The sequence below is a fragment of the Nocardia sp. NPDC055321 genome (assembly GCF_053645575.1).
In genome coordinates, this window is sequence record NZ_JBSHMS010000010.1 from 218,395 (window position 1) to 241,866 (window position 23,472).

Annotated in this window: 21 protein-coding genes; 13 read left to right on the forward strand and 8 right to left on the reverse strand. The window is 68.6% G+C overall.

The genetic code is table 11. From position 1 onward, the window contains the following. Positions 1 to 2 precede the first annotated feature (2 nt). Complete coding sequence (locus ACWIGI_RS18310) at positions 3 to 488, forward strand: N-acetyltransferase family protein (protein ID WP_454203581.1); 486 nt, start codon at positions 3 to 5, stop codon at positions 486 to 488. A gap of 237 nt (positions 489 to 725) precedes the next feature. Here the strand turns inward: ACWIGI_RS18310 and ACWIGI_RS18315 are convergent, their stop codons facing one another. After that, on the reverse strand, positions 726 to 1,148 hold the full coding sequence (locus ACWIGI_RS18315) for a hypothetical protein (RefSeq protein ID WP_454203582.1): 423 nt from the start codon (positions 1,146 to 1,148) through the stop codon (positions 726 to 728). 197 nt (positions 1,149 to 1,345) lie between these two features. Here ACWIGI_RS18315 and ACWIGI_RS18320 point away from each other — a divergent pair, with 197 nt between their 5' ends. Further along, positions 1,346 to 2,284, forward strand: a complete 939-nt coding sequence (locus ACWIGI_RS18320) for a diacylglycerol/lipid kinase family protein (protein WP_454203583.1) — start codon at positions 1,346 to 1,348, stop codon at positions 2,282 to 2,284. A 259-nt stretch (positions 2,285 to 2,543) separates the two neighbouring features. Next, positions 2,544 to 2,798 carry a WhiB family transcriptional regulator gene (locus tag ACWIGI_RS18325; protein ID WP_033087439.1) on the forward strand — a complete coding sequence of 85 codons (255 nt, stop codon included), beginning with the start codon at positions 2,544 to 2,546 and terminating at the stop codon, positions 2,796 to 2,798. 309 nt (positions 2,799 to 3,107) lie between these two features. Here ACWIGI_RS18325 and ACWIGI_RS18330 read toward each other — a convergent pair whose 3' ends face one another. Then, a complete protein-coding gene (locus ACWIGI_RS18330) occupies positions 3,108 to 4,622 on the reverse strand; it encodes a sensor histidine kinase (RefSeq protein ID WP_454203584.1) in 1,515 nt (504 codons plus the stop codon). 117 nt (positions 4,623 to 4,739) lie between these two features. Next, complete coding sequence (locus tag ACWIGI_RS18335) at positions 4,740 to 4,955, reverse strand: biotin/lipoyl-binding carrier protein (RefSeq protein WP_454203585.1); 216 nt, start codon at positions 4,953 to 4,955, stop codon at positions 4,740 to 4,742. Positions 4,956 to 5,044: 89 nt separating this feature from the next. Between ACWIGI_RS18335 and ACWIGI_RS18340 the strand changes: the two genes are divergently transcribed. Continuing rightward, positions 5,045 to 5,119: a 50S ribosomal protein bL37 gene (locus ACWIGI_RS18340; RefSeq protein ID WP_153805149.1), complete on the forward strand. Its 75-nt coding sequence runs from the start codon at positions 5,045 to 5,047 to the stop codon at positions 5,117 to 5,119. Between the two features lie 78 nt (positions 5,120 to 5,197). Here ACWIGI_RS18340 and rsrA read toward each other — a convergent pair whose 3' ends face one another. Both rsrA and ACWIGI_RS18350 read right to left on the reverse strand, forming a co-directional pair. Further along, positions 5,198 to 5,464: a mycothiol system anti-sigma-R factor gene (gene rsrA, locus ACWIGI_RS18345; protein ID WP_354987376.1), complete on the reverse strand. Its 267-nt coding sequence runs from the start codon at positions 5,462 to 5,464 to the stop codon at positions 5,198 to 5,200. Positions 5,465 to 5,472: 8 nt separating this feature from the next. Beyond that, positions 5,473 to 6,348 carry a sigma-70 family RNA polymerase sigma factor gene (locus ACWIGI_RS18350; RefSeq protein WP_454203586.1) on the reverse strand — a complete coding sequence of 292 codons (876 nt, stop codon included), beginning with the start codon at positions 6,346 to 6,348 and terminating at the stop codon, positions 5,473 to 5,475. Positions 6,349 to 6,522: 174 nt separating this feature from the next. Between ACWIGI_RS18350 and ybaK the strand changes: the two genes are divergently transcribed. From ybaK to ACWIGI_RS18370, 4 genes are all read left to right on the forward strand, one after another. Further along, positions 6,523 to 7,017: a Cys-tRNA(Pro) deacylase gene (gene ybaK, locus ACWIGI_RS18355; RefSeq protein WP_454203587.1), complete on the forward strand. Its 495-nt coding sequence runs from the start codon at positions 6,523 to 6,525 to the stop codon at positions 7,015 to 7,017. Positions 7,018 to 7,187: 170 nt separating this feature from the next. Further along, the gene (locus tag ACWIGI_RS18360) at positions 7,188 to 7,739 is read left to right on the forward strand and encodes a MarR family winged helix-turn-helix transcriptional regulator (RefSeq protein WP_454203588.1); all 552 of its coding nucleotides are present in this window, start codon (positions 7,188 to 7,190) and stop codon (positions 7,737 to 7,739) included. After that, positions 7,736 to 9,430 carry an MDR family MFS transporter gene (locus ACWIGI_RS18365; protein WP_454203589.1) on the forward strand — a complete coding sequence of 565 codons (1,695 nt, stop codon included), beginning with the start codon at positions 7,736 to 7,738 and terminating at the stop codon, positions 9,428 to 9,430. The genes ACWIGI_RS18360 and ACWIGI_RS18365 overlap by 4 nt, the downstream gene beginning before the upstream one ends. A gap of 183 nt (positions 9,431 to 9,613) precedes the next feature. Further along, the gene (locus tag ACWIGI_RS18370; RefSeq protein ID WP_454203590.1) at positions 9,614 to 9,883 is read left to right on the forward strand and encodes a hypothetical protein; all 270 of its coding nucleotides are present in this window, start codon (positions 9,614 to 9,616) and stop codon (positions 9,881 to 9,883) included. A 38-nt stretch (positions 9,884 to 9,921) separates the two neighbouring features. On the opposite strand, the gene ACWIGI_RS18375 is transcribed toward ACWIGI_RS18370, so the two are convergent. Further along, positions 9,922 to 10,692: an SOS response-associated peptidase gene (locus ACWIGI_RS18375; protein ID WP_454203591.1), complete on the reverse strand. Its 771-nt coding sequence runs from the start codon at positions 10,690 to 10,692 to the stop codon at positions 9,922 to 9,924. Positions 10,693 to 10,804: 112 nt separating this feature from the next. Here ACWIGI_RS18375 and ACWIGI_RS18380 point away from each other — a divergent pair, with 112 nt between their 5' ends. From ACWIGI_RS18380 to ACWIGI_RS18400, 5 genes are all read left to right on the forward strand, one after another. Beyond that, a complete protein-coding gene (locus ACWIGI_RS18380; RefSeq protein ID WP_454203592.1) occupies positions 10,805 to 12,316 on the forward strand; it encodes an aldehyde dehydrogenase family protein in 1,512 nt (503 codons plus the stop codon). Positions 12,317 to 12,537: 221 nt separating this feature from the next. Next, positions 12,538 to 13,821 (forward strand): 3-phosphoshikimate 1-carboxyvinyltransferase, encoded by a 1,284-nt coding sequence (gene aroA / locus ACWIGI_RS18385; RefSeq protein ID WP_454203593.1) that lies wholly within the window; start codon positions 12,538 to 12,540, stop codon positions 13,819 to 13,821. Next, entirely contained in the window at positions 13,782 to 14,831 is a 1,050-nt protein-coding gene (rsgA, locus tag ACWIGI_RS18390; protein ID WP_454203666.1) for a ribosome small subunit-dependent GTPase A, read from the forward strand. The genes aroA and rsgA overlap by 40 nt, the downstream gene beginning before the upstream one ends. A 261-nt stretch (positions 14,832 to 15,092) precedes the next feature. Continuing rightward, positions 15,093 to 15,830: a DUF4352 domain-containing protein gene (locus ACWIGI_RS18395; protein ID WP_454203594.1), complete on the forward strand. Its 738-nt coding sequence runs from the start codon at positions 15,093 to 15,095 to the stop codon at positions 15,828 to 15,830. A gap of 258 nt (positions 15,831 to 16,088) precedes the next feature. Further along, complete coding sequence (locus ACWIGI_RS18400; protein WP_454203595.1) at positions 16,089 to 16,409, forward strand: hypothetical protein; 321 nt, start codon at positions 16,089 to 16,091, stop codon at positions 16,407 to 16,409. Positions 16,410 to 16,475: 66 nt separating this feature from the next. Here ACWIGI_RS18400 and ACWIGI_RS18405 read toward each other — a convergent pair whose 3' ends face one another. Together ACWIGI_RS18405 and secA are read right to left on the reverse strand one after the other, a co-directional pair. After that, the gene (locus ACWIGI_RS18405; RefSeq protein WP_454203596.1) at positions 16,476 to 19,850 is read right to left on the reverse strand and encodes an AAA family ATPase; all 3,375 of its coding nucleotides are present in this window, start codon (positions 19,848 to 19,850) and stop codon (positions 16,476 to 16,478) included. Between the two features lie 726 nt (positions 19,851 to 20,576). Next, positions 20,577 to 23,405, reverse strand: a complete 2,829-nt coding sequence (gene secA / locus ACWIGI_RS18410; protein WP_454203597.1) for a preprotein translocase subunit SecA — start codon at positions 23,403 to 23,405, stop codon at positions 20,577 to 20,579. Between the last annotated feature and the right edge of the window lie 67 nt (positions 23,406 to 23,472).

Consider the following 23,472-nt stretch of genomic DNA (forward strand, 5'->3'; position numbering starts at 1 on the left):
CCGTGATCCGCCGTGCCACACCCGCCGATATTCCGGCTCTGGTGGGACTCGTCTACGACCTGGCCGAGTACGAGAAGGCGCGCCCGGAGTGCACGCTCACCGAGGAGCAGCTCGAGACCGCGCTGTTCGGCCCCTCCCCCGCCGTGTTCGCCCACGTCGCCGAGGGGCCGGGCGAGACCGGGGTGGTCGGGTGCGCGATCTGGTTCCTGAACTTCTCCACCTGGGACGGCGTGCACGGGATCTACCTGGAGGATCTCTACGTCAAACCGGAGACCCGGGGCCTGGGCCTGGGCCGCGACCTGCTGGCCGCGCTCGCGCGCGAGGCGGTGGATCGGGGCTACAGCCGGGTGGCGTGGTCGGTGCTGGAGTGGAACAAGCCGTCCATCGACTTCTACGAGTCGATCGGTGCGGATCTGCAGAGCGAGTGGCAGGGGTACCGGCTCGCGGGCCCGGCCCTGGCGCGCCTGGCCGAGCACGCGGCGCACTGACCCGATCGCGGTCCGGTTCCGGATTCGACGCACACGATCGGATCAAGGTCAAGCGGGGGAACCGGGCCGGATCGGCCGCCTCGAGATTGCCGGGAGATCGCTACAGCGGGCCGAAACCGGCGTACCTGCCGCAACTACATGGACGGACGACCAAAATCGCCCTCCGGCGTATTCAGCGGGGTTTACGACCCCGCCGGCGGTGGTTACCGATCGGCAACCACCGCATCGCCCCGGCGCCTAGTCCTCGATGTCGTAGCCGGCGGCCATCCACCGGCTCGAGGCCGGCGCCATCAGGAGCCCCAGGCCCACGATCGCGGAGATGCCCAGCGGGATGCCGTACCCCGGCTGATGCGAGGTCAGCATGTACCAGGCGGGCGGCAGCAGCAGTAGCTGCGCGATGACGGCGATCGACCGCCCCCAGCGCTTTCCACGCAGCAGGCCCAGGCCCGCGGCCAGGACCGCGCCCGCCAGCACGAACAGCCACGCGGCGGTCGCGTACCCGTTCACGACGTGCTGATCCGCGCCGGTCGCCGCGCGCAGGACCAGCACCAGCGCCACGATCACCCCCAGCGCGCCCTGCACCGACGCCAGCGCACCGGCCGCCCGCACCGTCCCGGGGACGACCGAAACGTCCGCGTCCACACCGTTCTCCTCAGCCACGCCCCAAGACTACGACCGTGCGTAGTGCTGCGCTCGGTCGCCTCCGCCACGACCGGCCCGCTCACCACCGGTGCGACCCCGCGCCGCACTCGCCCACCGGTCCCATCCGGAACCGGGCGGGCCCCGAACAAGGAGTGGCGCCCGCGAATGCCGGGTTGCGGGTCGGGCCGAGCGGGGCAACGGGCAAGATGGACGCCGTGCGGACGCTGCTGATCGTGAATCCCAATGCCACCTCGACCACCCCGGCAACTCGCGATCTGCTCGCACACGCGTTGGAATCTCGCACCCAGCTCACCGTCGCACACACCGAACACCGTGGTCACGCCGCCGAACTCGCGCGCTGGGCGGCCGACAACCGCATGGACCTGATCGTCGTGCACGGCGGCGACGGCACGGTGAACGAGACCATCAACGGCTTTCTCCCGCTGCCCGGCAGCACCCCGCGCGAGTGGTTGCCGCGCCTGGGCGTGATCCCCGGCGGTTCGGCCAACGTGTTCGCGCGCTCGCTCGGGATCGAGCCCGATCCGGTGACCGCCACCAACCAGCTCATCGATCTGCTCGCGCTGGACACCGACCGCCGCATCGGCCTCGGCGTCGCCGACGATCGCTGGTTCACCTTCAGCGCGGGCGTCGGCCTGGACGCGGACGTGTGCGAGGCCATCGATGCCAAGCGCGCCAACGGCAAAGCCGCCACCCCGGCCCGCTACCTGCGCACCACCGTCAACCAGTTCTTCCGCGCCCAGCGCCGCGAACCCCGAGTGCGCCTGGTGATTCCAGGTCACGAACCGGTCACGAAGGTGCACTACGCGTTCGTGACCAACACCAGTCCCTGGACCTACCTCGACAGCACGCCCGTGGTGACGAACCCGGGCACCTCCTTCGAGTCGGGTCTCGGAGTGTTTGCCATGCGAACCATGGGAGTCTTGCCTACACTGTTGATCGCCAGAGAGTTGCTGGCGAGCAATGGAAATCCCAAGGGACACAATTTGTTCCGGGCGGACGACGTGCCGAGCGTGCGCGTCGAGGTCGACGAACCCATCGGGTTGCAAATCGATGGCGACTTCATTGGTCGGCGCAACATGGTGAATTTCACAGCCGTCCCGGATATCCTCGATGTGGTCGCGCCGAAGCCGTAGTCGGCTGGACTCACCTGAGAAACCTTGCGGTTGTGCTGCGAAAACCCGCTAGACCGAGTACAAATGATCCGGCAGGCCCGTCTTGTAGGGGCCTTACAGCGTGAGCTTCCCCACGGTGCACCAAGTATCTATTGACATCTACGGTGTTCGTGAAAGCATTCACAAGCAACCGTGCGGAAACATTCGAGTCGCACAAGTGAACGGACCACAAACCCCGAGGGGCAGAGCCATGTGCATGCCCTAGCAAAGGAGCAGAGGAATGGACTGGCGCCACAAGGCCATCTGTCGCGACGAGGATCCCGAACTGTTTTTCCCGGTGGGTAACAGTGGTCCTGCGCTCGCGCAGATTGCCGATGCCAAGCTGGTCTGCGCTCGCTGCCCTGTCACCGCCGATTGCCTGTCCTGGGCCCTGAAGTCCGGGCAGGACGCCGGTGTATGGGGTGGGATGAGCGAGGACGAGCGTCGCGCTCTCAAGCGTCGCAACGCGCGCACCCGCACCCGCAGCGTCGTCTAGCCGGTACTCGACCGGCACGACGACAACCTGGCGTTTTGGCCCAGCCCAACGGCCAAGACGCAATTCGGCCCGGCACCACCACAGGTGCCGGGCTTCAGTGTGTAAGGACCGGGTTCACACCCCCGATAACGATCGGGCCGCAAACACGAGCGCCCGCGATTGTTGTACACAAGAACAATTCCCGCTCATTGGAATCGCCCTTATCCAAGAATGGCGGGAGGGTCCCGCCTCGAATGTGGCGAGACCCTCACAGGTTTATCTCAGGAATGGTGCGCCTGTTCGGTTTTGTCGGCGTCCGTTTCGCGTTGTTCAGCGCGCCGAACGCCGCCCGAGCGGTACCCGCAGGACAGCGTCGGTGCCGATGTCCGCGCCGGGGTGCAGGCCGATCGAACCGCCGAGTTCGGCCGTGACCAGAGTGCGGACGATTTGCAGGCCCAGCCGGTCCGAAGCCTCCAGGCTGAACCCGTCCGGCAGCCCCCGGCCGTCGTCGCTGATGATGACGTCCAGCCAGCGCGCCGAACGCTCGGAACGGATGGTGACGGTACCGTTCTCGCCCGAATCGAAGGCGTGCTCGATCGCGTTCTGCACCAGCTCGGTGAGCACCATGACCAGCGGCGTCGCCCGTTCCGCGGAGAACACGCCCAGCGAGCCGGCGCGCCGGACCTTGATCCGCGCGGTGTGCACGGTCGCCACGTCGGCCATTATCGGCAGCAGGCGGTCCACCACCTCGTCGAGATCGACTTCCTCGTCAACCGACATCGACAACATTTCGTGTACCGAGGCGATGGAGGTCACCCGGCGCACCGACTCGGTCAGCGCCAGGCGCGCCTCCTCGTTCTCGGTGCGGCGGGCCTGCAGGCGCAGCAGCGCGGCCACGGTCTGCAGGTTGTTCTTCACCCGATGGTGGATCTCACGAATCGTCGCGTCCTTGGACAGCAGCGCGCGGTCGCGGCGCTTGACCTCGGTGACATCGCGGACCAGCACGGCCGCGCCGGCGAGTTCACCGTGCGGGCGCAGCACCAGCGTGCGCAGCAGGACCGTGGCCCCGCGCGCCTCGACTTCCATTCTGCGCCCGGCCTTTCCGGCGAGCGCGGCCTGGATGTCGCCGACCACCTCCTGCGCGTCGAAGGGGTCGGTGATGAGCGAGCGGGTGGTCAGCGCCAGGTCCTGGCCGACCAGATCGTTCTGCAAACCCATGCGGTGGTAGGCCGAAAGCGCGTTGGGGCTGGCGTAATCCACGATGCCGTCGGTGTCGAGCCGGATGAAACCGTCGCCCGCGCGCGGGCTCGAGTGCGAACCGGTGCGATCCTCGAGCGCGGGGAAGGTACCGTCGGCGACCATCTGGCACAGGTCGTCGGCGCAGGACATGTACGCGATCTCCAAGCTGGAGCGCATCTTTCGGCGTTGCACGTCGGTGTCGCGGCCGAGAATCGCTATCACGTCGTCGCCGACGCGAACCGGGATGGCCTCGCGGATCGCGGCCACCGGGTGCGGGTGGTAGACCCCGGCGACCTCCCCATCGGAGTCGACGCGATCGATCTCACCGGTGAGCAGCGCCTGGAAAATCTGTGCGAAGGCCTCTTTACTGGCCAGCGATCCGACCAGGTCCTCCGGGTGCACGGTGGGCGCGGTGGTCGGGCGGCACTGGGCGACGCACACCACGTCCGCGCCGTCGGTGATCGGGCCGGTCCCGACCCACAGGTGCAGGTCCGCGAAGGACAGGTCGGCCAGCAACTGCCAGTCCCCCACCACCCGCTGCAGATGATCGACGGCCGCACCCGGTAGATCGGTGTGCTCGGCCAGTAGATCGCTCAGTGTCGACATTCCACCCACGCTCCTCTGCTCCCACAACAGAGCAATCCTCGCATGACGACGCCGGGAACCGTGCCCCAGCGGAGGCGAGCGACGAGGCCCGAACCGGCCGGAGCGGGGGCAGAAAACTTAGCTGATGACGGCGATCAGGTCGTCCTTCTGGATCACGTCGCCGGGCTTCACGTTGATCGAGGTCACCGTCCCGTCGGACTCGGCCACCACCGGAATCTCCATCTTCATCGACTCCAGGATGACCAGGGTGTCACCTTCGCTCACCTGATCGCCCACCGCGGCGACGATCTGGTAGACGGTCGACACCATCTCCGCGAGCACTTCCTCGGCCATGACACCTCTTCGTTTCCGTGGACCTGTATCCGCTGAAGGTACACCCAACCACACATGAAAGAATGAGCCGAACAGAAGGGAGAATACCTATGGGTAAGCGTGGACGTAAGAAGCGCGGCCGGAAGAAGAACGCAGCCAACCACGGCAAGCGGCCGAACGCCTGAGCTGGTGTTATAGCTCCAAATGCACTGAGCGGCACGACTTCCGAGGAAGGGTGCCGCTCATGCTTTTCCCGGGGGTCGTCAGGCGCCGGGTTCGATCTTGGTCTCGACCTGCGTGAAGGTCGTCCGGATCTCCATCGTCAGGCGCGCGCGCAGGGACTCGGGGGCGCGCTCGCCGCCGCACTTGCGGTTCAGCAGCGACTTGAGCTTCTCTTCCAGCCCGTACGCCTCGATGCACGGCGAGCAGCGGTTGATGTGTTCCTGCAGACGGGCTTTCGCCGTCTCGTCACACTCGTTGTCCAGCAGCAGCCAGACATCGGCGAGGACCGACGTGCAGTCCATGTCCATGTCGTCGCTCACTGGTTTACCTCCTGACGCGTGCCATTGCCCGAACGATTGAAGCCGCGCTCGCGGGCCACGTCGGCGAGCAGCCCCTTGAGCTGCTTGCGGCCGCGGTGCAGGCGGGACATGACGGTTCCGATCGGGGTTCCCATGATGTCGGCGATTTCCTTGTAGGGGAAGCCCTCCACGTCGGCGTAGTACACCGCCATCCGGAATTCCTCGGGCAGCTCCTGCAGGGCGCGCTTGATGTCGTCGTCGGGCAGCGCCTCCAGGGCCTCCATCTCGGCCGAGCGCAACCCCTGGGAGGTGTGTTCGGCGGTGGCGGCGAGCTGCCAGTCGGTGATCTCGTCGGTCGGATACTGCGCGGGCTGGCGCTGCTTCTTCCGGTACGAGTTGATGTAGGTGTTCGTCAGGATGCGGTACAGCCAGGCGCGCAGGTTGGTGCCCTCGCGGAAGGAGCGGAAGCCCTGGTACGCCTTCGCGAAGGTCTCCTGCACCAGATCCTCGGCATCGGCCGGGTTGCGCGTCATGCGCAGCGCGGCGCCGTACAGCTGATCCAGCATCGGCAGCGCGTCGCGTTCGAAACGCCGCCCCAGTTCCTCGGCGCTCTCGCTGCTGCGCGCACCGGTCTCATCGGCCTCGCCGGCGGCCGCGTCGTCGTTCTCGACCGCTAGGTCCCCGCCCCCGTCGACGGTCTCGGCTGATTCCGAGTCGTCATCGGGCAGGCGATCGACCACCATGTCGTCGTCGCTCACGCTATTCCCTTCGATCGCCGTAGCAGTTGAATCTACCGCGAGCGGGATACGGGCCGGGAACCCGGCGGGGGGCGCGACGTCGGTGAGGATGTCGAACAGTTCGATCCGCACCGGGTCTTCGACCAAGACGGTCACCGACTCCTCCTAAGTGAACGATGGCGGCGCGGACCGGGGCTGACCGATGCGTGCGCCGTGCGGATGATCTCTCCGCGATACGCGTATGGCGTGCAACAGGGTCGGCGGCCGGCATGTTCCCGGGGTAATGAAATCCGCTATCGGGCCGAGGTGGGGGCTGTCTAGGGTGAGCGCATGGCAGCTGCTTCGACCCCCGCGATCAAGGTGCTGGTGCAGGCCCGCGCCGAGCATCGGGTGCACGCGTACACCCACGATCCGCGCAGCGACTCCTACGGCGCCGAGGCCGTCGACGCGCTCGCCGAGCAGCTCGGGCTGGTACCCGGGCAGATCTTCAAGACCCTGGTGATCGATCTCGGGGCCGGCGGGCTGGCGGTGGCGGTGCTGCCGGTGCCGACCTCGCTCTCGCTCAAGGCCGCGGCGGCGGCGCTCGGCGGCGGCAAGGCGGTCATGGCCGACAAGACCCGTGCCGAACGCACGACCGGCTATGTGCTGGGCGGTATTTCACCGCTCGGGCAGAAGAAGCGGCTGCCGACGGTGATCGACGAATCGGCGCTGGGCTTCGACCGGGTGCTGTGCAGCGCGGGCAAGCGCGGGCTGGAGATCGAGGTCGCGCCCGCCGATCTGGTGACGCTCACCGGCGCGGTGACCGCGGACATTGCGGTGCGCTGAAATTCGGGGGTAACCCCCTGAGCTGCGGTGATGCCGCGGCGAGCGAGTGAGTCCGGCCACGTGCCGGGGAATATCCGGAAAGAAACTTGCCTTTAGACAACTATCTGCACATACTTGCATCTTGCAACTAGTTGATCCATGCAAGAAGTTTCCGGATACAAGGAGGTGGCATGGCCGCCGACCCCGCGACCACCGGCTGCGTCGTCACCGACGACCTGGCCGACACCGTCGCGCACCAGATCATTCGCCTCGGCCGGCTACGTGATCGCACCAACGCGCAGATCGCCGCCGCCACCAACGGCGAGGTCGAACCGGCCGCGTTCGCCATCCTGTTCCAGCTGATCCACCACGGGCCCATGCGCTCGGGCGCGCTGGCCGAAGCCCTGTTCTCCGACGCCTCCACCATCAGCAGGCAGGCGGCCAACCTGGTCAAGCGCGGCTTCCTGGAGCGGCGCGCGGACAACACGGACGGGCGCGTGAGCGTCCTGGCCGTCACCGAGACCGGGCGCGCGGTCGCCGCGGAGATCCGCACCCGGCGCAACGAGTCCCTGCAGCTCATCATGAGCGACTGGACCCCGGACGAGCGCACGAGCTTCGCCACCCTGCTGAGCCGTTTCGTCGACGACTACGAGCTCAGCCGCTCCGCCATCCTGGCCGCCCTCTACCCGAAGGCCGACCCCACACTTCACCCGAAAACCGATTCCGCAGAGAGCAATTCGTGACGACAACAACGCAGAACGAAGCATCACCGGCCGGGTTCACGCACAAGCAGATCATGGTCGTGCTCAGCGGCCTGCTGCTGGGCATGCTGCTGGGCGCGCTCGACCAGACGATCGTGTCGACCTCCATCCGCACCATTGCCGATGACCTGCAGGGTTATTCGATGCAGGCGTGGGTCACCACGGCGTACCTGATCACCGCGACCCTCTCCACCCCGCTGTACGGCAAGCTCTCGGACATGTACGGCCGCAAGCCGTTCTACCTGGCGGCCATCATCATCTTCGTGCTCGGGTCGCTGCTGTGCACGTTCTCCCAGTCCATGTACGAACTGGCCGCCTTCCGCGCGTTCCAGGGACTGGGCGCGGGCGGTCTGATGTCGCTGGCGCTGACGATCCTCGGCGATATGGTCGGCCCGCGCGAGCGCGCCCGCTACCAGGGCTACTTCCTGGCGGTCTTCGGCACCTCCAGCGTGGCCGGACCGGTGCTGGGCGGCGTGCTGGCCGGGCAGAGCGAGATCCTCGGCATCTCCGGCTGGCGCTGGGTGTTCCTGGTGAACGTGCCGCTCGGCATCATCGCGCTGGCGGTGGTCGCCAAGGTGCTCAACCTGCCGAAGGTGCCCCGGCCCAAGGTCGCGGTCGACTGGTTCGGCGTGCTGACCATGGCCATCGGCCTGGTGCCGCTGCTGGTGGTGGCCGAGCAGGGTCGCGAATGGGGTTGGAGCAGTACGAATTCGATCATCTGCTACGCGCTGGGCGTGTTCGGCCTGCTCGGGTTCATCGCGGTCGAGGCCAAACTCGGTGACGCCGCGCTGATTCCGCTGCGCATGTTCAAGAACTCGACCTTCGCCATCGGCGTCGGCATCTCGATCGTGGTGGGCGCGGCCATGTTCGGCGGCATGACCATGATCCCGCAGTACCTGCAGGTGGTGCGCGGATCCAGCCCGACGCTGGCGGGTATGCAGATGCTGCCGTTGGTGGTCGGCATGATGGTGGCCTCGATCGTGGCCGGTCAGACCATCTCCCGGACCGGGCGCTACCGGGTGTTCCCGCCGCTGGGCGCGGGCTTGCTGGTGCTGGGCCTGTTCCTGCTGCACTTCGTCACCGCCGACACCGCCCTGGGCGTGACCATGGCGTTCATGCTGATCGTCGGCCTGGGCCTGGGCAACCTCATGCAGCCGCTGACCCTGGCCATCCAGAACGCGCTGCCGCCCAAGGACATGGGCGTGTCCACGGCCGCGGCGACGTTCTTCCGGCAGATCGGCGGCACCCTGGGCGTCGCGGTGTTCCTGTCGATCATGTTCGCCCAGGTCGGTCCGAACATCAGCACCGAACTGCGTTCCGCGGCAACCGATCCGGCCTTCCAGTCCGCGATCGTGCAGGGCACGCACAGCGACAACGCGGCCGAGGCCGCGCTGGCCACCGGGCTCGCGACACAGAATCCCGAGGCCGCGGCCAAGGTGCTCGACGACAGCTCGGTGATCCAGCAGCTGAGCCCGACGCTGGCGCATCCGTTCAAGGTCGGCTTCGCCAACGCCATGGACACCGTGTTCCTGGCCGCGGCCGGGGTCGCGCTGCTCGCGCTGATCCTGGTGCTGTTCTGGAAGGAGGTGCCGCTGCGCACCGCGGGCGGCATCCAGGCGGCGCAGCAGGAGAAGGAGAAGGTGGACGAGGCCGCGGCCTCGATCATCCCGTGACGACCGGCGGGGCCGGCCCCGCCGCCTGACACGCACGCGTCCGGTCGCGATTCCACGAGTCGCGGCCGGATGTGTGCGTTACTTGTCTGTACATGCGTTATCCGTCTCGCAAGGTTCGTTCGACCCCGAGGATGTGATGCGGTTATGTCTCCCCAACGGCGTTTTCGCCTAGGTGTTGTCGCTGTGTCCGGTGTCCTGCTCATGACCGCGGGCTCGGGAGCGCTGACCGTCGCCACCGCGACGGCCGCGCCCGCGGGCGTGGTCCAGGTGCAGAATCCGAGCTTCCCCAACCCGGGAATGCCCGGGCCGCAACAGCAGCAGCCCAAGGACAAGAACACCGAGAAGGCCGAGAGTCTGGGCGGCGGTGTGGCGAACAAGGTCATCGACACGGTCGCCGGGCTGGTGAAGTGCGGGCTGAACTTCGCACTGCCGACGGTGAAGTGCACCATCTGATTCATCGGCGCGAACACCGGTGACCGTGCGGGCCGGGCTCAGATCAGGCTGATCTGCTGCCCGGCCCGTTCGTCGATCTCGTCCAGTAGCTCGGGGCCGTTGTTCTTCACGCTGTTCACCAGCATCGGCACCGGGCGGATGAGAATGTTCGAGACCGCCGCGGCGGCAGGGGTGTCCAGGAGTTCCTCGGGGGCGGGGTGATCGGGATCGAGCCAGGCGTCCCAGTGCTCGCGCGGCATGGGCAGCGGCATGCGGTCGTGAACCTTGGTCAGCTCCCCCACCGCGTCGGTGGTCAGGATCGTGCAGGACAGCAGGGTCCGCGCGGCGTCGCCCTGATCGCGATCGCGCCACACCGACCAGAGCCCGGCCATGTAGAGGCGGCCGCCGTCGGCCTCGGACATGAAGAACGGCTGTTTGACGGCCTTACCGGTGCCGCCGGGTTCGGTGACCCACTCGTACCAGCCGTCCATGGGCACCAGGCAGCGGCGTTTCTTGACCGCGTCGCGGAAGGACGCGGTGGTGGCGGCCTTGTCGGCGCGGGCGTTGAACAGCGGTTTGCCCTTGACCGGCACGCCCGGTTCGGCGGTTTTGGTCCAGGGCGGGATCAGGCCCCAGCGCATGGCGCGCACGCGCAGGGTGGCCGGGTCCTCCGGATGGTCGCGATCGTGCCGCTGTACCACCGTGAGCACCTGATTCGTGGGGGCCACGTTGTAGTTCGGATCGAAGCCGGTATCCCCGGTCTCGTCCAGCGCGTCGAGTTCGACGGCGAGCGTGGCGGGATTCGTGGTTGTCGCATACCTTCCACACATAGGCTTCATCGTGCCACCGAACTCCGACACAATCATCTGATGGCAATTGACTTCAGTTCGGAGGTATGAGACGTTCGTCGCATCAACCTCTCGTAAAGGGACGTCGCCACACATGTCTGCTACCGACACCGCCGCCTCGATCGATCGAGACGCCACGCTCACCTCCGTCAATCCCGCCACCGGCGACGTGCTCGCCACCTATCCGGTCGCTGACGAGGACGCCGTGCGCGCGGCCGTCGCCAAGGCCCGCACCGCCGCCCTCACCTGGGGCGCGCTCAACTACAGCGAGCGCAAGAAGCACCTGCTGCGCTGGAGCTCGCAGCTGGTCGCCAAGTCCGATGAACTCAGCGAGCTGATCCACGCCGAGAACGGCAAGCCGCTCGACGACGCCTTCCTCGAGCTGATGCTCGCCCTCGAGCACATCAAGTGGGCAGCCTCCAACGCCGAGAAGGTGCTCAAGCCCAAGAAGATCGCGCCCGGCGCGCTGATGGCCAACTTCTCCGCGACCCTGGAGCAGCGCCCGCTCGGCGTCGTCGGCATCATCGGGCCCTGGAACTACCCGGTCTACACCCCCAACGGCTCCATCGCCTACGCCCTCGCGGCGGGCAACACCGTGGTGTTCAAGCCGAGCGAATACTCCACGGGCATCGGCAATTTCGTCGCCAAGTGCTTCGCCGAGGCGAACCCGGAGCTGCCGGACGGGGTGTTCATCACCATTAACGGCTACGGCGCCACCGGCGCGGCGCTGGTGCGCTCGGGCGTCAACAAGGTCGCCTTCACCGGGTCCGCCGCGACCGGTAAGAAGATCATGGCCGCGGCCTCGGACACCCTGACCCCGGTGCTGCTCGAATGCGGCGGCAAGGACGCGGTCATCGTGGCCGCCGACGCCGACATCAAGGCCGCCGCCGACGCCGTGGCCTGGGGCGCGACCGCCAACAGCGGCCAGACCTGCGCGGGCGTCGAGCGCGTGTACGTCGACAAGTCGATCGCCGACGAGTTCGTCGCCGAGGTCAAGCGCATCCTCACCGACATCAAGCCGGGTTCGGACGCGGGCGCCTCGTACGGCCCGATGACCATGCCCAGCCAGATCGACATCGTGCGCCGGCACATCGAGGACGCGCTCAAGAACGGCGGCACGGCCGTGCTCGGCGGCGTCGACTCGATCAAGGGCCCGTACATCGAGCCGGTCATCATCGTGGACGCCGACGAGTCCTCGGCCGCGGTGTGCGAGGAGACCTTCGGGCCGACCGTCACCATCCGCACCGTCAACGGCGTGGACGAGGCCGTGAAGCTGGCCAACGACAGCACCTTCAGCCTCGGCTCCTCGGTGTACTCCAAGAAGAACGGCCTGGACATCGCCCGCCGGTTGAAGGCGGGCGCCACCTCGGTCAACTCGGTGCTGGCCTTCGCCGCCATCTCCGGCCTGCCCTTCGGCGGCAGCGGGGATTCCGGCATCGGGCGCATCCACGGCGCGCCGGGCCTGCTGGAGTTCACCAGCCCGCACTCGATCGCGGTGCAGCGCTTCGCGATTCCGGGCATGGCGCTGCTGTCGTACTCGCGGACCGACTCGACCATGAGGCTGCTGCGCAAGATCGTGCCGCTGCTGCACGGGCGCAACAAGTAGGAAGTCCGGTTCCGGCATCGGAACTCACGCCCGGTCCGTCGAGTGCGACGGACCGGGCGTTTCGGTTTCCCGGGCGAGTGCTCGGGGCCGCACCACGCGTGCATGGATCCAACGGCTCCCAGCCGGGCGCTGAAGTCTCGGAGAGGCGGGATTGCGGGCGTATTGACCGGAATGGGGGCGTGCGGCCTCGGGACCCCACCATCGTTTGGGAGGATGGGGGCGTGACTTTCTGGCCCGCGCCCCACGTCCACACGTCCGTCAACGCGACAGTGACCCTGCCCGGGTCCAAATCGATCACCAACCGGGCGCTCATCCTGGCCGCCCTGGCCGATGGGCCGTCCACCATCAGCGGCGCGCTGCGCAGCCGGGACACCAACCTCATGATCGACGCGTTGCGGGCGATGGGCACCACCATCGAGGGCGAGGGCGACACGGTCACGGTCACCCCGCCGAAGGAGTTCACCAGCGCGGTCGTGGACTGCGGGCTCGCCGGGACCGTCATGCGGTTCCTGCCGCCGGTCGCGGCGCTGGCCACCGGCGACGTCGCCTTCGACGGTGACGCGCAGGCGCGGGTGCGGCCGCTGGGCACCATCCTGCAGGCGCTGCGCGGCCTCGGACTCGACATCGACGGGGACGCACTGCCTTTCGTCGTGCACGGCACGGGATCGCTGCGCGGCGGGCCGATCACGATCGACGCCTCGGGCTCCTCGCAGTTCGTGTCCGGGCTGCTGCTGTCGGCGGCGCGCTTCGAACAGGGTGTGACCGTGCATCATTCGGGCGGATCGCTGCCGTCCATGCCGCACATCGAGATGACCGTGCAGATGCTGCGCGAGGCCGACGTGCGGGTGGACGCGCCCGAGGATCCGCGCCGGACCCAGAGCTGGACGGTGCACCCGGGGCCGATCCGGGCCGTGGATTGGGACGTCGAACCCGATCTGTCCAATGCCACGCCGTTCCTGGCGGCGGCCGCCGTCACCGGCGGTGAGGTGAGCATTCCGCACTGGCCGCGCTACACCACCCAGCCCGGCGACGTGATCCGCGAGATCCTGGTGCGCATGGGCGCGGAGGCGCGGATCTTCGACGGCGTGCTCACCGTGCGCGGGCCCGAGCGGCTCGCGGGCATCGACATCGACCTGCACGACGTGGGCGAGCTGACCCCGACCGTCGCGGCGCTGGCGGCGCTGGCCGACTCCCCGTCCCGGCTGCGCGGCATCGCGCACCTGCGCGGGCACGAAACCGACCGGCTCGCAGCGCTTTCCACCGAGATCAACCGGCTCGGCGGCAAGGTCACCGAGACCGACGACGGGCTCGTCATCGATCCCACCCCGCTCAACGCCGGGCAGTGGCACTCCTACGCCGACCATCGCATGGCCACCGCGGGCGCGATCCTCGGACTCGTGGTGCCCGGGGTGGAGATCGAGGACATCGGCACCACCGCCAAGACGCTGCCCGATTTCGTCGCCCTCTGGGAAGGCATGCTCGGCGGGACCGGGGCAGTCCGCTGAGGCGCCGGGAGTACGACGAGTCCGATGTCCGGATCCGTCCGGGCAAGAGCTCACGTCCCCGGACCAAGACCCGTCCCCAGCATCTGGACGCGGAGCCGGCCATGGTCGTCTCCGTGGACCGGGGGCGCTGGGGGTGCGTCCTCGACGACGATCCCGATCGCCGCATCGTGGCCATGCGCGCCCGTGAACTGGGGCGCACGCCCATCGTGGTCGGGGATCAGGTGGATCTGGTCGGGGATCTGTCCGGTAAGCCGGACACCCTGGCCCGCATCATCCGGGTCTCCGACCGGCGAACGGTGTTGCGGCGCACCGCCGATGACACCGACCCGTTCGAGCGGATAGTCGTCGCCAACGCCGAACAGCTCTTCATCGTGGTGGCGCTGGCCGACCCGCCGCCGCGCACCGGGTTCGTCGAACGCGCCATGGTCGCGGCGTATGTCGGTGGGCTGCAACCGATTCTGTGCCTGACCAAACGCGATCTGGCCGCCGAGTCCGAGTTCGCGGCCGCCTTCGAGGATTTGGATCTGACGATCGTCTACGGCGGTATCGAGGAACCCCTCGAGCCGGTGCTGGACCTGCTCGACGACCGCCTGACCGCGCTGATCGGGCACTCCGGGGTCGGCAAGTCGACGCTGGTGAATCGCCTTGTCCCCGAAGCCGATCGGGCGGTGGGCGTGGTCTCCGGCGTGGGCAAGGGCCGCCACACCTCCACCCAGTCCGTGGCCCTGCCCCTGGAGTCCGGCGGCTGGGTGATCGACACCCCCGGCATCCGCTCCTTCGGCCTGGCCCACATCACCCCCGACGACGTGATCGGCGCCTTCTCCGACCTGGCCGACGCGATCGAGGACTGCCCCCGCGGCTGCACCCACCTCGGCCCGCCCGCCGACCCCGAGTGCGCCCTCGACACTCTCCCCGGCAAGGAGGCGCGCGTGGCCGCGATCCGCCTCCTCCTCACCGCCCTGAACACCAACGACCCCTGGTTCAAGGGGCAGGGGACGAGCGTGAGCTGAAACCCTACTCGCGCGTTGCCTATTCATAACCGGAGCGCCCTAGGAGGCGGGAACGGGCCCGATCCGACGGGCCTTCTCCCGCAGCGAATTCTGTGTCCGCGACCGGAAACACCGGACTCGGCTGTGCGTATATGCAGTTGAACCATCGGCCGATCCGAATCCTCCGTGGCACGTTCCTAGATCATCTGCTGGTCTCACACCGCCATGGCTCGGAGTAGCGATATTGTTGCGCAGCTTGATCTATAGAAGGAATTCGTCGTCATGACCAACCCGCACGTGCCACAGCAGCCGTGGCCCGGCCATCAGCAGCCTCCGCAGTACCCGCAGGGGCCGAACCCGCCCCAGTATCCGATGCCGGCCGGTTACGCCGGTGCGCCCAATCAGCCCGGCGGGTACTACCCGCCGCGACCTCCCCAGAAGTCGAACACCGGCAAAATCCTCCTGATCATTTTCGCGGTGCTCGTCGTACTGTGCGGTATCGGAGGAATTCTCAGCGACGGCGGTGACAAGAAGGCCGACAAGGCTCCGGCTCCCACCACGAGCGTCGCACCGGAAGGCGCGCCCGCCGCAGTGAATCCACCGACCTCGGTCGAGGTCGCGACCCCCGGTCTCAACACTCCTGTCCGCGACGGCAAGTTCGAGTTCGTCGTCACCGGGGTGCAAGCCGGTGTGAAGACCATCGGCGACAACCCCTATCTGCAGAAGACCGCGCAGGGGGCCTACCTGATCGTGTCGATCACGATCACCAACATCGCGGATGTGCCCAAGTCCTTCTCCCCCGGCAACCAGCACGTTTTCGACGATCAGAATCGCAAGTTCGGCAATGACAGTGCCGCCGCGATCAACCTGCAGGCAGACACCAGCCTGTACGCGGAGATCAACCCCGGCAACACGATTACCGCCCAGGTCGTGTTCGACATGCCCGTCGGAGCGGTGCCCGATCGGATCGAATTGCACGACTCGATGTTCTCCGGCGGCACGGACGTCGCGCTGCGGTAGGCCAGGCGTCGGGATCCGGCGGGAGCAGTACGGACCGGGAATGGCACGGATGGCCGCGGTCGCCCCGGCTGCCGATCGCGGATACGCCTTCCACGCTCGGCAAACACGGCCGACGGCCCGCAACCGACTGCATCGCACCATCGTGACCACCCACGATCCTCTGGACCACGGGCTGTCGAACACGACCATCTACCGGGCGGGCAAATCTCGTACGGCGTAAGGGGTGCGCGAAATCGTGCGAATGGTTAGCCTGCCGAGGTGGAACACCATGAGCGGAGTGAGTTCTCGCCGCTACTCGACCCGGAACTGGGGGCAGGGGCGCCGGTCACGCCGGAGGTTCGGGTCGGGCGGAACGACGACAGTCAGGCATTGCCGGAATGTGTCCGGTGCGGGAACCCGGCGGGGTTGTACCTGCGGGCGGTGTGGCTGTCGATGCGGGCGGTCTTGGAGGGAGAGACCGACGTGGACAGCCATATCAACGTGAACTCGTGCGGGGCGTGTGCCGGGAGTGTGGCGGGGATGATCCTGGTCAACTGGGACCCCCGGCACTGGGGTGAGTCGCTGAAGATCGACGACTGAGCGGTTGGGCGAATCGCGACCTGCGGGGCGCGGTGCCCGACATCGTTCGCCCGGAACACGGGCGGATCAGTTCGGGGGAATCAGGCGTAGGCCGTTGTCGAAGTCGATGCGGGCCAGCTCGCCTCGGGCCGTCAAGCCGAGTTTGGCGAAGACTCGGGACAGGTGGTGGCCTACCGTCCGGGGGGACAGCAGCAGATCCACGCCTATCTCGCGGTTCGTCATGCCCTGGGCGGCCATGCGGGCCACGCGGAACTCCTGGGCGGTCAGGACGGGGGCGGAGCCGCGATCGGGGGTGGGGGTGCGGCGGCCGGTCAGGTCCAATTCCTGGCGGGCGCGGTCGGCCCAGGGGGTGGCGGACATGCGCTCGAAGGACTCCAGGGCGGTGCGGAGCTGTTCGGCGGCGTCGGCGCGGCGGCGGACGCGGCGCAGCCAGGCGCCGTAGAGCAGGTGGGTGCGGGCCTGATTCAGATCGTGGCGGGTGCGGCGCACGGCGAGGGCGCGGCGGAAGTAGTGGTCGGCGCGCTCCTCGTCGGTGCTGATCAGGGCGCGGCAGGCGTAGGCAGAAGCCACCGCCCAGTCCGCGCGCGAGCGGACCGCCCAGGAGCGGACGGTGGTGTAGTGCTCGGCCGCCTCGGCGGGGCGGCCGACGCGGGTCGCGGCCTCGACCATGTCCATGGCGGCCAGGCGCGCATAGGTGGGGTGGCGGGCGTCGTGGCCGGGCTGGGCCAGCGCGCGCAGGCGCAGGTAGGCGGTCTCGGGGTCGCCGACGCTCAGGGCGTGGAAGCCGAGATGCCAATGCGCGGAGGCGATCAGCGCGTGCGCGCGGCGCGGGCGCGCCAAAGCCAGGGCGCGGTCCAGGCTTTCCAGCGCGAGGTCCGAATCCCCGCGCATCGCCGCGATTTTCGCGTGCAGATTCCAGCACTGGGCCAGGACGTTGCCGGTGCCGGTGGCGCGGGCCAGCTCGAACGCCTCGGTGAGCGATTCCTGCGCGGCGGCCACCCGGCCGTTGGCGAACTGCACGATGGCCAGCTGCGGCAGCAGATGCACCGCCGCCGCGCGCTCACCGCTCTCCCGCAGTTGCGCGACCCGGCGCGTGAACGGCTCGACGGCACGATCGGCCTTGCCCCACAACAGCACCAGCGGCGCGGGCGGGAGCTGGCGCACCGCGGCCGGGGTGATCTCGGCGTGCAGGCGCCCGCCGAACTCGAGATCCCGGGTCCGCACCGGCGCGGGATCGGCCAGCGCCGCCGCCCAATTCGCGCGATCGGCCAATTCCCGCAGCCCGGTGGAGGTTTCGCCGTCCAGCAGGGCGGCGTCGCGCAGCAGCAGGGCGCCGGCGCGTTCGGGTTCGCCCGCCACGAACTCGAGCAGTCCGGCGAGCCCGCCGCTGGCCGCGGCCGCGCGGTCGGCGCCGATCCATTCGGTGGCGCGGTCGAGCAGTCGCCGCGCGGACTCGATATCGCCTCCGGCCCAACTGAATCGGGCGGCGGCGGCCAGCCTCGTGCTCGCGTGCACCGGGTCCGGGGTGATCGCGGCGGCCCGGCGCAGCATGGCCGCGGCGGTGAGCACGCCGCCGCGCACCTGTTCGGCGCCGTGCGTGAGCGCGAGGGCGAGCTGCTCGTCGGGCCGCCGCAGCGCCGCCGCCCGATGGCAGACGCGCTGGTCCAGCTCACCCGGCGCGGTCAGGGCCCCCGCCAGGGCCAGATGCGCCGCCCGCCGCCGCTCCGGCGTGGCCGCGTCGTGCACGGCCATCCCCAGCAGCGGCGTCCCCAGCCGCACCCGCCCGTCCCCCACCGCCAGCACCCCCGCCGATTCCGCCGCCTCCCAGGCGCTCTCGTCGATCCCGAGCTCCCGCGCGGCGTCGAGCAGCACCCGCAACACCCCGCGCTCCTCGACAACAGCCAGCAGTAACAGCTCGCGCACGCCCGCGTCGAGCCCCGAGATCCGGTCCCGATAGGCCCCCCGCAACCGCTCCCCCACCGGCACGGGCCCGAACGCGGACCCCCCGAATTCCTCGGCCCCGACCGGCAATTCCCGTAACGCCAGCGGGTTCCCGCCCGCGACCGCCAGCACCCGCTCGACCCGCAACGCGGGCAACGCCCCGTGCCGCTCCTCGATCAGCTCCCGAGCCGCTCGGTCGTCGAGCCCCCCGAGCACCAGTGCGGGCAGCCGATACCACCCCGCCACCACGGATCGCGGATCCCCGGCGGCCACCCGCCGGTCCGCCACCACGGCGAACGAATCGACCCGCTGGACATCGCTTTCCACGGCAGGAACGGCATCCGATGCGTCGAACACACCGGACTCCTCTCCCCCCGGCTCGGCAGGCTGGACGCCCTCGACCGCCAGGCCACTCGCAGACCCAGCAACCGAATCGACCGCTGGCACATCCGCTTCCGCGGGCAGACCGGCCTCCGACCTGGCGTCAGTGCCGAGGCGTACACCGACCTCACGACCCTCGTTGTCCGCGGGCCGGCCGTCGGCCGAGCGCCACTCATCGCCCGGTATTTCCGAAGCTTCCGGCAACGCCTTCACTGCGCCGGGAGGCCGCGACGCCGCCGTCCACGCATCGTCGAACTCACGAACCGCACGAGCGGCAGCCCGGTCTCCCACACTGTCGCTTGCCGAATCAGCCAGTGGTCCGGCCGATTTCGCGGGCAGGCCGGACCGTGAGATGACGGGGGCGCCGGGACCCGCGCCGAACTCACGTCTCGCGTGTCCGGCAGGCCAGGCGGTATCGGCAGTGGACACCTTGTCGTCGCCCGCGGTTGCCGACGTTCCCGCCGGCGCGCTCGCCGCGCCGGGCAGACGCGAACCCGTCGGCTGCGGATCGTCGAACCTCCGACTCGCGGGAGCGGCGGGGTGGTTGCCCGGACGCGCGGCTGACGAATCCGGCGAGGGTGCAGGCGCTTCCGGCGGCAGGCAGCACAGGAGCAGGACGGGGAGATTGGTCGCGCGGCGGACGGCGAAGTGGAGGGCCTGCGCGGTCTCGAGGTCCAGGAGGTGGGCGTCGTCCACCGCGAGCAGGAGCGGGGCTTCGGCGGCCAGGGTCGTGAACAGGGTCAGCAGGGCCGCGCCGAGGGTGAATCCGGGGGGCGAATCCCGGTGTAGCGCAGGGGGCTGGGCGGGGCGCAGGGCCAGGGCCGATTCCAGGGCGGCGGCTTGAGGCTCGGGGAGGGTGGACAGGGGAGTGTGGACGGGGAGGAGGAGTTGGTGGAGGGCGGCGTGGGGCAGGGACGACTCCGCGGGATCGCCGGCGCACTCCAGGACGCGGAAACCGGTGGCGCGGCGGACGGCCGCGCGCAGCAGGGCGGACTTTCCCGTGCCGGGTTCACCGTGAATCGCCAGGGCGGCGCCGTGACCGGCGCGCGCGTCGGCGAGTAATTGGTCCAGCCGCACCAGCTCCGGGCCCCGCCCGCGTATCCCCGCCTCGTCGCGCACAATGCAATTTACCCCAGCTAATAAGCTGCAATCAAACCTCCAGGCCAACCGCCCTTGACGCTGTACCGCACATCACACGCCGATAACGAGCGACGAGCGAGCACCCGACCGATACGGCGACCGATGCCTGCCGCCCGCACCCCGCCTAGGCTCGTAACCAGCAGTAAAAGCAGCCGAGTCGGGGCGGCTTTTACCAGGAGGGGCCCGCTACCGAGCACAGGACCAGGGGAATCCGCGTCACCGCCGAACGCCACGGGCTTCGGCACCCACATCCGCGAGACAGCGCCCAACCAACGCAACACGCCGCAATGACGTGGGGCCAATTCGGCGTGCCCGAATTAATTAACGCCATTCACAGCAAACCGCGAGGTATTCATCACGGGTTGCCGAATTTCACGAATGCGTGCTAAATATTCAACGGCGACGGATTGCGTTCGCGGATTCGTGCGATGGTGCGGGTACACGGGCCGCGAACTCGGTCGATCGCCCCGCCGCCGGCGTGCACGCACCCCCGGCGGGCGGCAACGGCACGCGCGGATACCTCCAGGGGTTGGCCGGTATCCGCGCCCACGACTCCAGCTGGCGCTGGAAACACGAAGACGCCCCGGGTGTTTCACCCGGGGCGTCTTCCCTGTTCACTGGGGCCACTTCGCAGCCGCAGCGGCGCCGCACCCACCGAACGAAAAGCGCCCGGCCCCATCGGGACCGGGCGCTCGTCGATTCGAATCAGCGGCGGCGCTTGGACTTCGGCGCCTTGTCCAGCTTGCCCGCACCGCGGGCGGCCTCGCGGCGCTCACGGCGAGTGGAGGAATCGGCGGGACCGCCGTACTCCTGATCCTCGCTGTGCGCCACGGCCCGCCCGTCCTCGGCCGGACCGGAGTAGCTGAGCCCGCGCGGCGCGGACTCGTCGATCCCCTTGGCGCGCAAGGCGGCCGGGGCGCCGTTGGCGACCTGCGCCTGCTCCTGGGTGGGCAGCGGGCGGTTGCCGACCGGCGACTGCAGGCCCGCGCCGACCGAGACCCCGGCGGGCTGCGGCGCCTGCACCTCGACCTGGAGGTTGAACAGGAAGCCGACCGACTCCTCCTTCAGGCCCTCGAGCATCGCCGAGAACATGTCGAAGCCCTCGCGCTGGTACTCCACGAGCGGGTCGCGCTGGGCCATCGCGCGCAGGCCGATGCCCTCCTTGAGGTAGTCCATCTCGTACAGATGCTCACGCCACTTGCGGTCCAGCACCGAGAGCAGGATCTGCCGTTCGAGGTTGCGCATGCTGCCCGCACCGGCCAGCGAGTCGATCTCCGCGCCGCGGTTCTCGTACGCGGTGTGCGCGTCGTCGAGCACAGCGTCGAGCAGCTCGTCGCGGTCCAGCTCGCCCAGCTCGCCGTCGTCGCCGATCCCGGCCAGTTCCTTGTAGTCCAGGCTGATCGGGTACAGCGTCTTGAGCGCGGTCCACAGCTTGGCCAGGTCCCAGTCCTCGACGTAGCCCTCGGCGGTGGCGCCGTTGACGTAGGCGGTGATCACGTCGGTGATCATCTCCTGCACCTGGCCCTCCATATCCTCGCCTTCGAGGATGCGGGCGCGCTCGGCGTAGATCACCTTGCGCTGCTGGTTCATGACCTCGTCGTACTTGAGGACGTTCTTGCGGATCTCGAAGTTCTGCTGCTCGACCTGGGTCTGCGCCGACTTGATCGCGCGCGAGACCATCTTGGCCTCGATCGGGACGTCGTCGGGCAGGTTCAGCCTGGTCATGATCGACTCGAGCGCCGCGCCGTTGAAGCGCCGCATGAGCTCGTCACCCAGCGACAGGTAGAACCGGGACTCGCCCGGGTCGCCCTGACGTCCGGAGCGTCCACGCAGCTGGTTGTCGATACGCCGCGACTCGTGCCGCTCGGTGCCCAGCACGTACAGACCGCCGGCCTCGCGCACCTCCTCGGCATCGGCCTCGGTCTGCTCCTTGACCCTCTCGAGCGCGGGCAGCCAGGCCGCCTCGTACTCGGCCGGGGTCTCGACCGGATCCAGGCCCTGCTTGCGCAGCAGCAGGTCGGCGATGATGTCGGCGTTGCCGCCGAGCACGATGTCGGTACCGCGGCCGGCCATGTTCGTGGCGACGGTGACCGCGCCGGGCCGGCCGGCCTCGGCGACGATCTGCGCTTCCTGCTCGTGGAACTTGGCGTTCAGCACCGAGTGCGGGATGCCGCGCTTGGTGAGCTGCTTGGACAGGTACTCCGAGCGCTCGACCGAGGTGGTGCCGATCAGCACCGGCTGGCCCTTCTCGTGCCGCTCGGCGATGTCGTCGGCGACCGCGGAGTACTTGGCCTCCTCGGTCTTGTAGATCAGGTCGGCCTGATCCTTGCGGACCATCGCCCGGTTGGTGGGGATGGGCACCACGCCGAGGGTGTAGGTCTGGTGCAGCTCGGCCGCTTCGGTCTCGGCGGTACCGGTCATGCCGGACAGCTTGTCGTAGAGGCGGAAGTAGTTCTGCAGCGTGATCGTGGCCAGCGTCTGGTTCTCGGGCTGGATCTCCACGCCCTCCTTGGCCTCGATGGCCTGGTGCATGCCCTCGTTGTAGCGGCGGCCCACCAGGATTCGGCCGGTGAACTCGTCGACGATGATGACCTCGCCGTCGCGGACGATGTAGTCCTTGTCCTTCTGGAACAGCTCCTTGGCCTTGATGGCGTTGTTCAGGTAGCTGACCAGCGGCGAGTTGGCCGCCTCGTACAGGTTGTCGATGCCGAGCTGATCCTCGACGAACTCGACGCCCGCCTCGTGCACGCCGATGGTGCGCTTCTTGATGTCGACCTCGTAGTGCAGGTCCTTCTTCAGCAGCGGGGAGATCCGCGCGAATTCGGCGTACCACTTGGAGGAGGCGTCGGCCGGACCCGAGATGATCAACGGGGTACGCGCCTCGTCGATCAGGATCGAGTCGACCTCGTCGACGATGGCGAAGTTGTGCCCGCGCTGCACCAGATCGTCCAGCGAGTGGGTCATGTTGTCGCGCAGGTAGTCGAAGCCGAACTCGTTGTTCGTGCCGTAGGTGATGTCCGCGGCGTAGGCCACCCGGCGCTCGGCCGGGGTCATGCCACCGAGGATGACACCCACCTCGAGCCCGAGGAAGCGGTGCACGCGGCCCATCCACTCGGCGTCGCGCTTGGCGAGGTAGTCGTTGACGGTGACCACGTGCACGCCCTCGCCGCCGATGGCGTTGAGGTAGGCGGGCAGCACACAGGTCAGGGTCTTGCCCTCGCCGGTCTTCATCTCGGACACGTTGCCGATGTGCAGGGCGCCGCCGCCCATGATCTGCACCTTGTAGTGCTTCTGGTTCAGCACGCGCCAGGAGGCTTCGCGCGCGGTGGCGAACGCCTCGAGCAGCAGGTCGTCGAGGGATTCCCCGTCGGCGTAGCGCTCGCGGAACTCGGCGGTCTTGGCTTGCAGCTCGCCGTCGGACAGCGCCGTGAACTCCTCGTCCAAGGCGATGACCTCATCGGCCAGGTTCGCAAGCCGCTTGACCGTGCGACCTTCACCAATCCGTAGCAACCTCGAAAGCGTCAGCGCAGGCACGGGTCTTGTCAGTCCTCTGGTCGGTGGGCAGGCGGCCCCGCCTGGGCGGGAAACAGGTGCGCAGAGC

Excerpts from the sequence above, each read along its gene's own strand:
- ACWIGI_RS18325 (WP_033087439.1), top strand. The coding sequence starts at position 2,544 with ATGGACTGGCGCCACAAGGCCATCTGTCGCGACGAGGATCCCGAACTG.
- ACWIGI_RS18330 (WP_454203584.1), bottom strand. The coding sequence starts at position 4,622 with ATGTCGACACTGAGCGATCTACTGGCCGAGCACACCGATCTACCGGGT.
- ACWIGI_RS18335 (WP_454203585.1), bottom strand. The coding sequence starts at position 4,955 with ATGGCCGAGGAAGTGCTCGCGGAGATGGTGTCGACCGTCTACCAGATC.
- rsrA (WP_354987376.1), bottom strand. The coding sequence starts at position 5,464 with ATGGACATGGACTGCACGTCGGTCCTCGCCGATGTCTGGCTGCTGCTG.
- ybaK (WP_454203587.1), top strand. The coding sequence starts at position 6,523 with ATGGCAGCTGCTTCGACCCCCGCGATCAAGGTGCTGGTGCAGGCCCGC.
- ACWIGI_RS18360 (WP_454203588.1), top strand. The coding sequence starts at position 7,188 with ATGGCCGCCGACCCCGCGACCACCGGCTGCGTCGTCACCGACGACCTG.
- ACWIGI_RS18375 (WP_454203591.1), bottom strand. The coding sequence starts at position 10,692 with ATGTGTGGAAGGTATGCGACAACCACGAATCCCGCCACGCTCGCCGTC.
- ACWIGI_RS18380 (WP_454203592.1), top strand. The coding sequence starts at position 10,805 with ATGTCTGCTACCGACACCGCCGCCTCGATCGATCGAGACGCCACGCTC.
- ACWIGI_RS18395 (WP_454203594.1), top strand. The coding sequence starts at position 15,093 with ATGACCAACCCGCACGTGCCACAGCAGCCGTGGCCCGGCCATCAGCAG.